12 protein-coding genes and 1 tRNA gene are annotated in these 15,000 nt (G+C 56.6%); 7 read left to right on the forward strand and 6 right to left on the reverse strand.

Features of this window, described 5'->3' with window-relative positions:
- Positions 1 to 30 precede the first annotated feature (30 nt).
- Entirely contained in the window at positions 31 to 1,257 is a 1,227-nt protein-coding gene (locus GOV88_RS07500; RefSeq protein ID WP_171125483.1) for an HlyD family secretion protein, read from the reverse strand.
- Positions 1,250 to 1,588 carry a hypothetical protein gene (locus GOV88_RS07505; RefSeq protein WP_171121971.1) on the reverse strand — a complete coding sequence of 113 codons (339 nt, stop codon included), beginning with the start codon at positions 1,586 to 1,588 and terminating at the stop codon, positions 1,250 to 1,252. Before GOV88_RS07505 ends, GOV88_RS07500 begins: the two co-directional genes overlap by 8 nt.
- 238 nt (positions 1,589 to 1,826) lie before the next feature.
- Here GOV88_RS07505 and GOV88_RS07510 point away from each other — a divergent pair.
- Positions 1,827 to 1,911 (forward strand) — tRNA-Leu (locus GOV88_RS07510).
- A gap of 9 nt (positions 1,912 to 1,920) precedes the next feature.
- Here GOV88_RS07510 and GOV88_RS07515 read toward each other — a convergent pair.
- Positions 1,921 to 2,418 carry a hypothetical protein gene (locus GOV88_RS07515; RefSeq protein ID WP_254445529.1) on the reverse strand — a complete coding sequence of 166 codons (498 nt, stop codon included), beginning with the start codon at positions 2,416 to 2,418 and terminating at the stop codon, positions 1,921 to 1,923.
- Positions 2,411 to 3,154 carry a response regulator transcription factor gene (locus tag GOV88_RS20465; RefSeq protein ID WP_254449190.1) on the reverse strand — a complete coding sequence of 248 codons (744 nt, stop codon included), beginning with the start codon at positions 3,152 to 3,154 and terminating at the stop codon, positions 2,411 to 2,413. Before GOV88_RS20465 ends, GOV88_RS07515 begins: the two co-directional genes overlap by 8 nt.
- Positions 3,155 to 3,760: 606 nt before the next feature.
- Here GOV88_RS20465 and GOV88_RS07525 point away from each other — a divergent pair.
- The 5 genes from GOV88_RS07525 to GOV88_RS07545 all read left to right on the forward strand — a co-directional run bounded on the left by GOV88_RS07525 (position 3,761) and on the right by GOV88_RS07545 (position 12,301).
- The gene (locus tag GOV88_RS07525) at positions 3,761 to 6,142 is read left to right on the forward strand and encodes a hypothetical protein (protein ID WP_171240019.1); all 2,382 of its coding nucleotides are present in this window, start codon (positions 3,761 to 3,763) and stop codon (positions 6,140 to 6,142) included.
- 142 nt (positions 6,143 to 6,284) lie between these two features.
- Positions 6,285 to 8,222, forward strand: coding sequence for a type I secretion protein (locus tag GOV88_RS07530; protein WP_171240020.1), 1,938 nt, complete (start codon positions 6,285 to 6,287; stop codon positions 8,220 to 8,222).
- A 151-nt stretch (positions 8,223 to 8,373) separates the two neighbouring features.
- Positions 8,374 to 10,494, forward strand: a complete 2,121-nt coding sequence (locus tag GOV88_RS07535; protein WP_371808223.1) for a type I secretion system permease/ATPase — start codon at positions 8,374 to 8,376, stop codon at positions 10,492 to 10,494.
- Positions 10,491 to 11,843: an HlyD family type I secretion periplasmic adaptor subunit gene (locus GOV88_RS07540; protein ID WP_171121976.1), complete on the forward strand. Its 1,353-nt coding sequence runs from the start codon at positions 10,491 to 10,493 to the stop codon at positions 11,841 to 11,843. Before GOV88_RS07535 ends, GOV88_RS07540 begins: the two co-directional genes overlap by 4 nt.
- An 80-nt stretch (positions 11,844 to 11,923) precedes the next feature.
- A complete protein-coding gene (locus tag GOV88_RS07545; protein ID WP_171121977.1) occupies positions 11,924 to 12,301 on the forward strand; it encodes a rhodanese-like domain-containing protein in 378 nt (125 codons plus the stop codon).
- A gap of 27 nt (positions 12,302 to 12,328) precedes the next feature.
- Here the strand turns inward: GOV88_RS07545 and GOV88_RS07550 are convergent, their stop codons facing one another.
- A complete protein-coding gene (locus GOV88_RS07550) occupies positions 12,329 to 13,087 on the reverse strand; it encodes an alpha/beta fold hydrolase (protein ID WP_171240022.1) in 759 nt (252 codons plus the stop codon).
- Between the two features lie 91 nt (positions 13,088 to 13,178).
- Here GOV88_RS07550 and GOV88_RS07555 point away from each other — a divergent pair, with 91 nt between their 5' ends.
- Positions 13,179 to 13,553 (forward strand): hypothetical protein, encoded by a 375-nt coding sequence (locus GOV88_RS07555; RefSeq protein WP_171240023.1) that lies wholly within the window; start codon positions 13,179 to 13,181, stop codon positions 13,551 to 13,553.
- A 47-nt stretch (positions 13,554 to 13,600) separates the two neighbouring features.
- Here GOV88_RS07555 and glyA read toward each other — a convergent pair whose 3' ends face one another.
- Complete coding sequence (gene glyA, locus GOV88_RS07560) at positions 13,601 to 14,896, reverse strand: serine hydroxymethyltransferase (RefSeq protein WP_171240024.1); 1,296 nt, start codon at positions 14,894 to 14,896, stop codon at positions 13,601 to 13,603.
- Positions 14,897 to 15,000 lie beyond the last annotated feature (104 nt).

Consider the following 15,000-nt stretch of genomic DNA (forward strand, 5'->3'; position numbering starts at 1 on the left):
CCGGGTTTCAGAACGGTTGCTGCGTGCGCTTCAAGAAAAAACGAGCGTCTTGACGGGCAACAGTATCGCCTGTGCACGCAGGACAATGGCATTCGCTATGCCCATCCCGTCCACAATTCTGGCAAAAAAGGCGGACAGCCCCGTGATCTCCCCCGCATCTATTTCCTTCGCGCGACTTGTATAAGCGACGCCAATGCAGGCGCTTCCGGGGGGGATGCCTTCCAAATGCTTGGGAAAAACCGGAGCCAGAAAAGCGGTGACCGTTCCCGGACGAGCGCGATCCTGGGAATCAAGCAGCGCGTCCCCCGGCCGAAACTGACCCGCGGCTATGGTATCTTGCACCCCGTCCACAATCATGGGGACAATGGTCAGTGGTTTGGATGCGCAGGTGATTTCAACAAGCATACCGGGTTTCAGAACGCTCGCGGATATCTGTCCAAAAGCCGCGACAAAGCGGCCTTGCCCCGATATCTCGGGAACCAAAATGCCAGCGGGACGCAGGATCGGATTCACGATGTCGCCCGGTTTCAGCAAAAACTGGGTCACTGTGCCATCCACTTCGGCGAATACCGTGGACTTTGCGATTTCATTCTCGGCTTCTTGTAGGACTGCGCGCGCACTTTCCTTTTGCGCTGGTAAAACTGCTGTCTGACGCAACTTGGCACCGTCGCGCGCAGAAATAGCGGCTGCGCGTTGGCTAGTTGCGCCGGACACGGCGGTTTGCAGGCGTTCCAGCTCTTGTTCGCTGACAACGGTGTCGTTTCGTTCCGCCAGTGACAGACGCCGCTGTAGGTCGTTTTCAGCCTGACTAAGCTCAACCTCTGCGGCTTTGACGCGGGCTTCGGCTGTGGCGACTTCTGTCGCGATCAATCCCAATGTGGCGTCAATCTCTTCAATCCGACGCTGCGCGGTCTCTGCCGCCGCTTCCTGCCGGGTGGTATCCAGCGTGAAAATCGCGTCGCCTGCCTTCACCCTTGCATTGTTGGTGACATAGACCTCGGCAACGCGGCCCCCGCGGTCAGAAAGGATGGTCACAGTACGAAAAACCGCGGTCACTTTGCGCGTTGAAGGGTGGAAATAGAAAATGATGGTGATCAGCGTCACGGCCAATATTGCACATGCGGTCAATCCCCAACGCAGTTCATACCAGACGTTGAACAGGGTGATTTCGTGGCCCCACCGTTTGCCCTGCTTGTACCGGCGGTATAGATAGTCGGGAACAATCGTGATCAGCGCCGAGAAAATAAGCTCAAGCATCAGTGTGCTCCGGCAAATCCGTCTTGGTTTCCAGTGGAAGGATTTCGTGCAGGGGCACTGCTGCAATCAGGATGGCTGCAATCCAAAACGCATTGTTCAAGGTGAACAGCGAAATCAGGCCAAGCACGCCGACAAGTTGCATTTGCACCTTATGAGCACCGGCCGCCATTCGATCTGGAATAGCCTGCACCGTGAAATAGAGCGCACCAAAGCCCAGCAAGACGACAATAAGCGAAATGCCCACAACGATCAGAAAGCCATCCGTTTCGCCCGGGGCGGTTACCCAAAACGGTAGCCGGGCCAAAGCCTCATCAGAAATAGAGCTGTTCACGGGAACCTCCGGTTTCATAATGATACTGTGCAAGGATAAACGATTGAATTCAAAAAGATCAAACTGGGGTGGTTTTCGGCTCCGATCTATGGCGCGTTTCAGCGCGGGGTTGCCGCAAGTGGCGTCCTGTCCGGTTTTGGCCGCACCATTTTTGCGATCGTCAACTTAGCGACTTTTCAATCAGTTTGGTTCGCATTAAGAGTTCCGATAGTCGCCGCGCCTGATGGATCGGTGACCTGCGGATGTGGCGAAACTGGTAAACGCAAGGGACTTAAAATCCCTCGCCCTAGGGCTTGCGGGTTCGATCCCCGCCATCCGCACCACTCAAACCTTCAAACTGGAAAGCCCAACTGGCTGATCAGCCGCCAGATATCGCGGTTCAACTCGGAAAGTTGATCAACAATGTCTTCAATCTCTTTCATGGCCGAGGCGTCGACTGTGTCTTCACGCCCCAGTTTGATGTCTGTTTTTCTGTCGGAAATCCTCATCAGGATTGTCTTTGGATTGCCGCTGTCCGGGTCAAAGGAATAAATGCAGTGATTGTATTTGTTTCGAATTCCCGACAGTTTGGCTAATCGCTGTGTGTGAACAAGGATTGGGTCGCGAATTTCCGGTGGGCGGCCCTCCATCTTGGCAAGCCGTTCCACAAGATCAAGGCGCGCCCGTGTGGTGTTCAGCGTCAGAAAGATAATCACCGCGACATCTTTCTTGGTTTCGCTGAGGCCTGCGATCAAGTGGATCAACAGGCTTTCGGTGTTGGTCCACATGTAATTCAGCCGACCCACCAACAGGATCAGGCGATCAAATCGGGTTTCAAAGTCGTCAGTCAACGGCCATTTCATGCGCCTCGTTGGGCGCGACCTCAAAGAAGAATTGTGCAGCGGCAGTCCTGTTGCTGACACCAATTTTGCCTACGACATTGTGTATATGCAGCTTAACAGTGTGCTCGGTAATTCCCAGATTGGAAGCAATGATCTTGTTGCTCTGGCCTTTTGATACCAATTGCAGCACCTGTTTCTCTCTCGGTGTCAGCTTGGAATAGATCGGATGAGGATCTGCTGCCGCCGAAATTGCGGGATGGTCATGCTTGGGTTGGCCGTCATTGGCTGCAACGCTGTCAGCAAGAAAACAGGGCATATAAAATTCTTCATGCAACAACAGACGTAGGATAGACCTCCAAACATCTGGCGAGACGTTCATCGGCAGGTATCCAATTTCGCCATATGTATTGCGATCCCAATGTTCGAACAAAAACCGGGCCGCCTCATCTTTGCGATATGCAAATGCAACGCTGCCGGAGCCGACACAATCCTTATAGGCTTTGGGCCGCGCGATAAGATCATCAAGTGACATTTGGTCGACGATGATGACCCGGCCGGAACCGGATGAAGGACAGACCGGAAGTGATTGGATGCTGTCAATCCGGTGTGTGGCGACACCGAATTCGTTTTGAACCTCGCGCAAGGTTTGACGCGAATAAAACAGTTCCTTGCCAACAAAGTTGATCGAGAATTCTTCGGCGGTAAAATTACCTTGGATAGAACTATCCTGAAACGGGATACTCATTATTCCCCCCTACATAACCCAAACCGCGGAAATGCGGCAAAACAGTAAACAGAACTTGAAGCGTATAATTAACACAATATTAACGCGCATGATCTCAAGACTACAGTGAATAGTGCAAGTTTCTTCAATAAAACGTGATTCCAAGGGCTTAGGTTCTAGTACTTTCGATTAGGTGGAAGCTGGCCTTTCTCGTTTAAGTAGAGGGAATCGCACGGTTTCCCACCTAAAGGGATTCCGCCCCGCCTTTTGCGGTGCCAATTCGGACAAACAGGCCGAATCGGTTTTTTAATTCAATGAAATCATAATCCTAAGCGATCTAGTGCTTACGGTTAGCTATTCAGGCTGTGCTGCTCCTGCAACGATGTGAGTGCCTCAATTGAAGAGGTGCTTGTTCCTAATGTGCCCACGATTCGCGCATTTTCGCGATTTTTTGCGCAAGGGCTATTTCGGCTAAGCCGAGAAAGGAGGGTGGGAGACCAAGTCACTGACGATACCGCACGAAAGCGCGTTTCGCGTTTCTCTTTGTGCGCAACTCTTGTTTCAACCGCGCCCGTAACCGTTTTGTAGATGAATGACGGTCAGTGCGCTTAATAAGTGGAAATTGATATGTCTAGAAACCGTAATGGTAATCACGGCGCCGACGTCGAAGAAATTAATGTTGGTCCAGTCATTGCTCCGGTAGATGAAATTAACATCGACGATGTCGAAATCAGCGCGGACCAGACTGAGCAGAAAACCAAGGTTGATAATGATCAGGATCAAGATCAACTGCAGGCGCAAGCCCAGAAAACCGATGTGGAAACTGATGTAGATAACGAAAACGATCAGGATCAGGACCAACATCAGGGTCAGGGCCAAGCGCAGGCTCAGAAGCAGAAGAACGGCGACAACGACAACGACAACTCGAACTCTGTCCATATCGACTTTGGCGAAGCCGAGCCGCTGGGCAGTGACGATGATCTGGTAGATGTTGATGTCTCTGGCGGTTCAAGCATCGACAAAGTCATTACCGTTGGAAACGACCTGGATTATGATCCCGGCGATGACCTGAACCTGAACATCAGTCTGGATGGCGCAGGCAACGACATGTCCGCCATCAATAAGCAGTACCTAAACCTGAGCGACGACGACACCCTGGGTGCGGCGGAAGTTAAGAATAACGGTAGCTTTGACCAGGACGGCAACGCGCGTGGCGGTACGGCCAATGCTGACGAAGGCATCGGCTCGCAGTCGGACGGAGGAAACTCCGGAAGCGGCGGCACTGCGCACGGCGGTTATGCAGATGGGGACACCGATGGTGGTACTGCATTGGCGTTCGGCGGTCACACCGGTGACGCAGATGGTGCCGGCACTGGCGGAGCAGGCGGTTCCTCGGGAAGCGCAACCAATTTCGGTCTGGGTGTTGGACATTCCAATGCTGACTCGAACGGAAGCAGCACCGCGGGTTCCGGCGGAAATGCCAACAGTGACGCCGATGCCGACAATACCGGCAGCGCCGACTCTGATGGTGACAGCACAGCCGGAGAAGGCGGAAACGCAGGCTCGATCGGTCTGGGCTTGGGCCTGGGCCTGTCCGAAGCCGACAACGATGGCGCGTCGCTTGGCGGCAACAATGCTACTGGTGCCTCGGCACTGGGTGCCGGTCTGGCCGGGAATGACTCGGACGCCAATGGCGCCAATGGTGGTGACGGCGATGCTGACACCGATGGCGTTGCGGTAAACGCTGGCAGCAGCGACACCGAAGCCAACGACGCAGCGGCTGGTAACCTGGGGCTTGGCCTGGCTGGAAGCCTTGCCGATAGCGACGCTGACGCTGATGGCGGCAATGGCACCGGTTCTGGCGGAACGGGTGGAACTGGCACTGGAGCGACGGGCACTGGCGGCAACGGCAATGGTGCGACCGGCACTGGCGGTGCGGGCACCGGCGGCGCTGGCACTGGCGGAACATCCGGCCAGGTCGACGCGGCGCTTGCTGCGCTGAACCAGCAGAACGGGCTGATTGGCCTGAACGCGGGTGAAGCCGAAGCTGACACCGGCAGCGGTGACGTCAATGGCGGCAACCCCGGCACTGGCGGTGAAGGAGACGGCGGATTTGGTTCCGGCGGCAACGGTAGTGGAGCTCAAGGTGTTGGCGGTGCTGGCACTGGCGGTACTGGTGGTGGCGGAGACGGCACCGGTGGTGCAGGTCTTGGCGGTACTGCGGGTGCTATGTCCGGTGCTCAGGGTGTCGGTGATCAGGCCACGACTGGCCCGAATATCACGCAGACCCCGGGTGACGTGAATGGCACAGCCAGCATGCCACAGAACACCAGCGGCGACGGTGGTGCAGGTGGCGGTAACAGCACAAGCGGCTCGGCCACGGGCACTGGTACCGGTACTGCAACTGCCGACGGCTTTGGCGGTGGCGGCGGCGCGATCCAGCAGGACGCAATGTCCAACGGATCCGGCACTGGTTCAGCAGACGCTGTGAACACCGCTGGTGCGGGTGGCGACTCTGGTCTGTGGTCGGTCGCAGACACCGATGGCAGCGCTGACAGCCTGGCGAGTGCGATTGCAGGATATGGCGGCGACGCGATGTCCGACAATGACGCCACTTCGACAGGCGCAGGCAGCGCGACCGGCTCGGCGAATTCGGGCTTTGGCGGCGGCGGCGGTGCCGGTGCCGGCTACGGCGGAACCAGCGGCGACGCGATGGGTTCGGCAACCAATGGTGCGATCACCGGCGCAACGGTTAACGGTGGCGACGCTTCGGGTGCCAACTCGGGCGCGGGTGGTAATGGCGGCAACGCCGGGTCCTGGGGTTCCAACAATTCTGGTGACGGAATTGTCCACGGTGAATCCTACGCATCGGCGGCTGCTGTTGTAGATACATCGGCCTTCAACCAGACGATCGTTATGGGGGCCAACGTTCTCGGCAACTCGGTCGACACGACAATGGTTGGTGGCTCGATGAACTCGACCTACACCAGCGACGATACCGACGTATAACCCGCCTCTGGGTTTGGGGCAGAGGGCGACGGTTCGTTCTCCGACCCGGTCAAGCTAACTGCCGAGGCCGCTTCTGCGGCGGCCTCGGCCCAACTTAACCTAGACCGGAAATTTTGCGCCGGGACGGGGAAAGGACAGTGTTATGTCGCTCGACAGTATCAGTGAAACGATTGCCCACTTTATTGGAACCTTTGAGCTTACGACTGAGCAGGCCAGACTGCGCGAACAGTATGAGGAATTTACCGCCCTCAGACGCAAGATTGAATTAGAGGATCTGGCAGAGGCCACATCCATTAATGTGCGGGCCGACCTGAAACTTGATCCGGGTAAATACGGTCCTCTTCCCTATAAATTCATGGCCCCGGACAATGATGGTCCGTTCCCCCCGGCCTCTGGTGGTCCAATCCCTGAACCGGCTCTTTTCCTTGATCCGGTATCCGGTCCGGACGAGATTATCCCCGAAGGGCAACTATTTACGGCGGAATTTCAGCAGACTATCGTGGTTCCAGAACTGGTGCCAGAACTTATCGGGTCAGCCGTCACATACACATTCCAGACCCTTAACCTGAGCGACAACGACACAATCGGTCAGGGTGATTTCCGCGATGCCGAAGTTTTGATGCAAGAGGGTTACGAGGCGCTGGACGTTGCGCTGTCGCTGCATGTGATTTCATCCCCGTCTTTTGACATTGCCGACTACCAATCGGTCGAAAAACTGGAACAGTTGGCCGAACAGATGAAGGCGACCGTGACCGTTCAGGTCGATGGTGCCACAGTCCATCAATTCCACGGCGAAGAAGCGGTGGGTATCATCGTCAACGGAGAACGGGTAGAGGAACTGCCCGATTGGATGGAGCTTTTGCCACAGCATCATCAGTCCGAGGACGACGAAGAGAGCGGGCAGCCGAACCCCTATCCGAAAGAATGGGATCAGTCCGAAGATGACGTATTTGGTGAAGGCCACACGGTGATAGCGGGCGGCAATCTGGCCATCAACGAAGTGTCCATCACGGTTGGTTGGGTCGACGCACCGATAATTGCTGTGGGCGGAGCGTCCTACGATCTGACCGTGGTCAGCCAGGTCGCTATTGTCTCAGACATCGACGAAGGAGAGCCGGGCGCGCAGAGCGAAACCAAGGTTATCCAGTCGTCCCAGATTGCAGTCGAAGCCAGCGAGGCGTCTTGGATTGAAGATAACGTAGCACCACCCGGACAGGATCCGCTTGTCGTTATCAGTTGGATAAGCGGAGACCTGTACGTCACCAATTTTGTCAAACAAGTGATTGACGCCACCGACATTGATCACATCCAGACCGAAGTTTCGGCTTCGAACAGTATGTATGTTCTGGGTGACAACGACATGTTCAACGCCAACAACATTGTTCAGTTGGGCAGCTTCTATGACGTAGTCATGGTTGGCGGGAATATGGTTTCCGTCGACATCGTTCAGCAAACGATCGTCTTGATTGACGACGATGTCGTAACGGGTCCCGTTCAGGATGAGGTCGAAGAGAACCTTGTCATGAACCAGGTGTCTCTGACCAGTACGGGTGAAGATACGCATGAAGACATCACTCCGAACTTGGCCAGCGTTTTGCCGATAGAGGAAGTGAACACAGACGCCCTTGAAGACGCGCTGTTGAACGATCCAGCCTTTGCCGGGATGGAGCAGCTTCGCGTTCTGAAGATTGAAGGGGACCTGATCCAGGCGAACGTAATCGAACAGGTCACCTTGCTGCAGGATCAGGACGACGTCCATCTGACAGCGGGCCAAGGTGCTGAAGCATCGGCGTTGGGTGCCGGGAACGCGCTGTTGAACGCAGCCAGCGTTTCTAAGATTGGCGTCGACTCTGTCGTTATGGCGGCGGAGGGCGAGTACTCGGATGTGTTGCTGCATCAGGCCAGCCTGATCGACTCACCTGATGAAGAGTTGGGCGAAGAGATCGCCAATGAAGCCATCGCGTTTTTGATGGAGGAAACAAACGGACCCGGAAAGTCAGATCTTGCACCGGGCCACAACAAACTAACACCCTCCGAGGCGGCCAGTTTGGATGACGGTATGCAGTCCATGCTAGCCTAATCTCTTTATTAGTTACGAGTGACCCGAAAGTTTTAGTATGTCGATTTTGTTTTCGTCGCGCCGCACACCGTTTGCCAGTCCGCTGGACAGTCGAAACGGTCCGGACCGAGTTAGACCCCTTGTTGACGAACCCGCGCACAGGCCAGCGAAGATGGCCGGTTTGCGCCTAACCGAGGAGATGCGGTTAAAATCTCCTAAGACCAATCCGGCCAAGGCCGTTGAATCGCAGGCGACCCGAACCGCACGGGCATCTGCAGAACCGAATAAGAACACGGAACCTCCAGAGCGCGCTGTACCTTCCCCCCGGCGCGCTCAGCCACAGCCCGATGAAGAGAATTACCAAGAGGGCCGTGGTGCTGGGGTGGCCGATGCCAAAGGCCCCGATCCTGAGACCGCTAAGGATTCGACCGCACGAAACCCCCCCTCGTCGCGCTCGCACAGCGGTGAAGCCATAGGTACCACTATCGAGGCCAAGGCAAACGAGCCGCTGCCGCTGCGCAAAGAGGGCGGCGGCGACGGTAAAGGGCCACCCCAGACTTTTCACAAGCGCACCCCACCTGAAGATTTCCGGAACACCCTGCGCACGTCCCTGCGTGCGATATGGCGGAATTTGGCTTTTGTTCTGGTGCTGACCTGCGCAACGAATATCCTGATCCTGGCGATACCGATCTATCTGTTCCAGATCAGTGACCGGGTGTTGACCAGCCGTTCTTTAGATACGTTGATCATGCTGACGGCGATTGTCGCCGGGGCGGTGATCTTTCAATCCGCCTTTGATGCTGTGCGTCGGTTCATGCTGATGCGCACGGCGGTCGAGGTTAACGCGCGCCTTGGGGCACCGATCCTGAGCGCGGCCGCCCATGCGTCACTGCATGGAACCGGGCGCGAGTATCAGACGTTGGGCGACTTGCAGCAGGTCAGAGGGTTTCTTGTGTCGGGAACGCTGATTTCGTTTTTGGATGTGCCGTTCGCCCCGCTTTTCATCCTGATGATTTTCCTTGTGCATCCCCAATTGGGCACAATCGTCATTGCGACGGCTTTGCTGTTGATGGTGATTGCCCTGATAAACCAGCGCATGACCGCCAAACCGTTTGCCGAGGCGAACAAGGCACAGTCGATGGCAAATCAACATCTGGATTCGATGGCGCGCAACAGTCAGATCATCAATGCGCTGGCCATGATCCCCGAGGCCGTTCGGATTTGGGGCCGCGACACGGCGCAGTCGCTGACGTGGCAGGTGCGCGCACAGGACCGCAATGTTATTTTCGCTGCTATCTCGCGCGCGGTGCGCTTGTTGACGCAGATCGCAATCCTTGGGTGGGGGGCGTTTCTTGCCCTTCAAGGTGAGATCACTGGCGGCATGGTTATCGCAGCGTCGATCATTGCCGGGCGTGCGTTCGCCCCGATTGAAGGCTCGATCGAGGGTTGGAATGCGTTTCTGTTGACCCGGGGCGCGTATGGCCGCATCAGCAATCTGCTGTCCAACTCGGCGCTGCAGTTTGAAAAACTGCGCCTACCGCGCCCCGAAGGCCGGTTGGATGTTGAGCGTTTGCTTTACGTGCCCGGCGGGACCAAGAGGGTTGTTCTGAACGGGATCAGCTTCTCACTCGATCCGGGTGAGACCTTGGCGATCATCGGCAATTCCGGCGCTGGCAAGACGACCTTGGGTAAAACGCTGGTCGGATCCATCCTGCCAACGTCGGGGAGCGTACGGTTGGACCTGATGGACATTCGCAATTGGGACCCGCGGCAATTTGGGGAAAGCATCGGCTACCTGCCGCAGGACGTGCAGTTGTTCCCCGGAACGATCAAGGACAACATCGGACGGATGCGCGAAGACGCGACGGATGAACAAATCCACGACGCAGCGGTTCTTGCGGATGTGCACAACATGATCGCTACCCTTCCGCAAGGGTATGAGACCGTTGTCTCCGCAGATGGCTCGCCATTGTCAGGGGGCCAGAAACAACGCATCGCTTTGGCGCGGGCCTTTTTCGGCAACCCAAGGATGGTTGTTCTGGATGAGCCAAATTCAAATCTGGATGTCGCCGGAGATCAGGCGCTGGCCCGGGCGATTGCCCAAGCCAAAGAAAGCAAAATTACCGTTGTGGTCATCACGCAAAAGCCAACGCTGCTGAACGCGGTCGACAAGATCATGCTGCTGACCGACGGTCGTGTGGCTCTGTTTGGGCAGCGTGAACAGGTTCTACAGCAACTGAACGGACCACGCAATCAGCAAGGTATCGCTGGCCAGAAGGGGGATGGACAATGAACGATCTGGTCGCAATCAACAACGACCCCAAGGACCCGACCGTCTGGTATGCCGAGGTTCCGCGATCCATCAACCGATTGATTGTGGTTGGGTTCGTCATGCTGATCCTGTGCTTTGGTGGGTTTGGCGTCTGGTCTTTCCGCGCTCCTCTGGCCGCCGCGGTAATCGCGCAAGGCAGCTTTGTCGCGACGGGTCGCAACAAGATCGTGCAGCACCTTGAAGGCGGCATCATCGAGGACATCAAAGTGATCGAGGGCCAATCCGTGAAGGCGGGCCAAGTTCTGATGACGCTTGATCAGACCTCAGCCGAAGCCAATGAGCGCGAGTTGTTCATCCGGAAAATCCGCCTTCAGGCCATGACCGAGCGTTTGCAGGCCGAATACAATGAAAGCGACCGTCTGGAATTCTCGCAGGGGTTGCTGGCCGCTACGGATGACGTCGAGGTGATGACGATCCTCGATGGTCAACGCATCAGTTTTGACGTGTCCCGCAAGACTTTGCTGAACGATATCGCCCTTCTGGAGCGTAATATGGAAGCCCTGAAGATTCGATCCAGCGGCTTTGAAGCACAGCTTGCAAGCATGAAGCGACGCTCGGAAATCCTTCAGGAAGAATATGAAACCAAGCAGTCGCTGTTTGAAAAGGGGTTGGTGCGAAAAGGTGATCTGAACACGATCCGCAGGGTCCAAGCCGAGGCCGACGGCCAGCAGGCGCGTTTGGCCGCAGAAACGGCTGAAATCAATCAGATGCTGCTCAAGTATGAAGAACAGATTACACGCACGCGGTCTGCCTATCGCGAAGCCGCGCTGGACGAACTTGGCGTGATCGAAGGTGATCTGGAAAGCGTCCGCGAAAAGGCGCGTCAGGCGCGCAGCGTTCTGGACCGTGCCGTTGTCCGCGCCCCGGTGACGGGAACGGTTGTTCGGTTGCATTATCACACGCCCGGCGGTGTTATCGAAACGGGTGAGCCCATCGCTGAAATCCTGCCCGCAGACGCCCCCCTGATCATCGAGGCGCAAATCCCCCGGACAGAGATTGACAGCGTCATCACCGGTCAGGATGCAACGGTGCGCCTTGTTGCGCTGAACCAGCGCACGACCCCGGTGCTAAGTGGTGAGGTCTTTTATGTTTCAGCAGATGCGCTTGTCGAAGATTCCTCGGGCGCCCCGCAAGAGGTTTATCTTGCGCGGATATCGCTTGAGCCGGATGAGATCGAAAGGGTTCGCGGCTTTATTCCGACGCCGGGAATGCCGGCCGAGATCATGATCCAGACCGAAGAACGCACCTTTGCGGCCTATATAGCAAAGCCTGTGACAGACAGCATGTCGCGCGCTTTCCGGGAACATTGATCGCCTGCCTAGGGCGATCAACCTACACCTTCCAGTTTTTGCATGTTAGCATCCCATGACAACCAACAGGAGGGTGCGACATGCCCGTGACCGTCAAGGAAATGATGGAGGCTGCAAACGCTGCCGTCGAGCGTATCGATATGGAAAAGGCGAAAGATGTGTTGGGCAAGGGTGGCCTTTTGCTGGACATCCGTGATGCGGCCGAGGTTCACAAAACGGGTCGGGCCAAGGGCGCGCACCACATCCCTCGAGGGATGCTCGAATTTCGCGCCGATGACGCGCTTCAGTCGCACGACCCCGAGCTGAAAAAGGATCGCCCGATCGTGCTGTATTGCGCATCAGGCGGACGCGCCGCCCTTGCCGGCAAGCTGCTAAAGGATATGGGCTATGATCAGGTTTATAATCTTGGCGGGTTGAATGATTGGGTGAACGCCGGCGGCGAAACCTCTGAAAGTTAAGCGCAAAGCTGTAATTCGCGCAGCGACTTAAGCGTTGAGAAAAGCCCTGACTGCGGCTTCGAATTCGCGGGGTTTTTCAGCGTGTAGCCAATGCCCCGCACCGGGAATTTTGGCGAAGCGCGCAGCGGGAAACAACGCGCGAATTCTGTCGCGATGCTCCGGAAGCACATAATCCGAACTGCCGCCGGACAGAAACAAGGCTGGTCCCGCCCAATGTGCGTTCAGATCAGGAAAGCTCATGATCTTTGGCATCTCAGACGCCAATACATCCAGATTAAGAAGCCAGCGTTGTCCCTTGATATCCAAGGATTGTGTGAAAAATCTCTGCAGGGCTTTTTCGACGCCATGTAGCGCCAACTGTTGTTCCGCGTCCGAGCGTCGTTCAACCTTGGACAAGTCGACTGCGCGCATTGCTTCGATGAATTGGATTTGGCTGTGCGTGTAGGTGACAGGCGCAATGTCTGCGACCACCAGTTTGCGCACACTTTCACCGTATAAAAGGGCCAAGGCCATGGCCGCCTTGCCCCCCATGGAATGCCCGACAACATCGGCGGTGCCGTCAAAATGCGCGATCACCTCAGCAAGGTCGCGGGCCAAATCTGGATAGTCATGATGGTCTGTCCACATGCTGTTCGCGTGGTTGCGCATGTCTACGGCAACAACCTGCCGTTCATCGGACAAGCGCCGGGCGATGACGCCCCAATTCCGGGCCGAGCCATATAGCCCATGCGCGATAATCAGCGGTGGGTTTTCGGTGGGTTCGCCATGTACAATCGTGTTCAGCATGACCGTGTGATACCCGGCGCGAATTGAAACGACCAGCCCCATTGTCGCAGGGAAGCAGCCCAGATAAAGTGCCGCATCAGGAGAAACGCGTATGCAAAAGACCGTCGATATCCAAACCCAGATCGCGCAGACCGTGCAACTGTTGCGCGACAAGTTGGGTGTCCATGGCAAGACGCTGACAGAGTCTGTCAAAAAAGCAAAGCGGCAGCTTCCCCGCCGGATTTTCAAGCAGGCCATGTTGCTGGCGCAAGCTGAACAAATGGCGGCTCATCCCAAGCTGAGGCTGGTGTTGGACACACCAAAACTGGCCAGGGCATCGGAAGAGGTGCAGAAACATTTGGGGGGCATAAATCTTGCCGACCGGCGCATGGGGTGGTTTCTAGGGATGCTGAGCAGCTTGGCCTTTAACCTGCTTGTCCTGTCTGCCCTGCTCTTGGCGTTCCTGCGGTGGCAAGGGTTTATCTAAAAACGGCGCCCTATGGACGCCGTTTAACTGTTTGAAATCGAACAGACTTACAGGTTCGGGTAGATCGGGAAGCGAGCGCAAAGCTCGGCCACTTCAGCCTTGACCTTGGCTTCGACCTCACCGTTGCCGTCTTCGCCGTTGGCGGCCAGACCGTCGACCACTTCGATGATCCAATCCGCGATCTGACGGAACTCGCCCTCGCCAAAGCCACGGGTAGTTCCGGCGGGCGAGCCAAGGCGAATGCCCGACGTAATGGTTGGCTTTTCGGGGTCGAACGGCACGCCGTTCTTGTTGCAGGTAATATGCGCCCGGCCCAGGGCTTTCTCTGTCGCGTTGCCCTTCACACCTTTGGGGCGTAGATCTACCAGAACCACATGGGTGTCGGTGCCATGTGTAACCGTGTCCAGACCGCCTTTGATCAGTTGATCCGACAACGCCTGCGCGTTGTTGACCACGTTCTGGATGTAGGTCTTAAACTCGGGGCGCAGGGCCTCTCCGAACGCGACGGCTTTGCCTGCGATGACATGCATCAGCGGTCCGCCCTGAATGCCGGGGAAGATGGCCGAGTTCACTTTCTTGGCGATCGCCTCGTCATTGGTCAGGATCATGCCGCCGCGCGGGCCGCGCAAAGTTTTGTGGGTGGTGGTGGTCGCCACATGCGCGTGCGGGAAGGGGCTGGGATGCTCACCCGCCGCAACCAGACCGGCAAAGTGGGCCATGTCCACATGCAGGTAAGCGCCGACCATATCCGCAATCTCGCGCATGGGGGCAAAGTCGATCTGACGTGGTATGGCAGAACCGCCCGCGATGATCAGCTTGGGCTGATGCTCTTTCGCTAGTGCCTCGACTTGATCGTAGTCCAGCATGTTGTCTTGCTGGCGCACACCGTACTGAACGGCGTTGAACCACTTGCCCGACTGGTTCGGGCGTGCGCCGTGGGTCAGGTGACCGCCTGCGTCCAAGCTCATGCCCAGAATGGTGTCGCCGGGTTGGATCAGCGCCTGGAATACACCTTGGTTGGCTTGACTGCCCGAGTTGGGCTGGACGTTGGCGAACTCACAGCCAAAAAGCTGTTTGGCGCGGTCAATAGCCAGATTTTCGGCGATGTCGACGAATTGGCAGCCGCCATAGTAACGACGCCCGGGATAGCCCTCGGCGTATTTGTTGGTCATGACCGAGCCCTGCGCTTCCATTACGGCGGAAGAGACAATGTTCTCGGATGCGATCAGTTCGATCTCGTCGCGCTGACGGCCCAGTTCGGACGTGATCGAGCCGAACAACTCGGGATCACGGTCCGCAAGTGACTGGGTGAAAAATCCGGTATCACGAAGATTGGCGTTCATGGGGGCTCCACATTCTGGGGGTAATTCTTGCGGATTTCCTATCGGAAACCGATCTGGCGCAAAAGGCTTAAAGCGACGAATTGGCCTGCTGCGGCGTCAAGTCT

This window comes from Ruegeria sp. HKCCA5491 (genome assembly GCF_013034565.1).
In the GTDB taxonomy this organism is placed as follows: domain Bacteria; phylum Pseudomonadota; class Alphaproteobacteria; order Rhodobacterales; family Rhodobacteraceae; genus Ruegeria.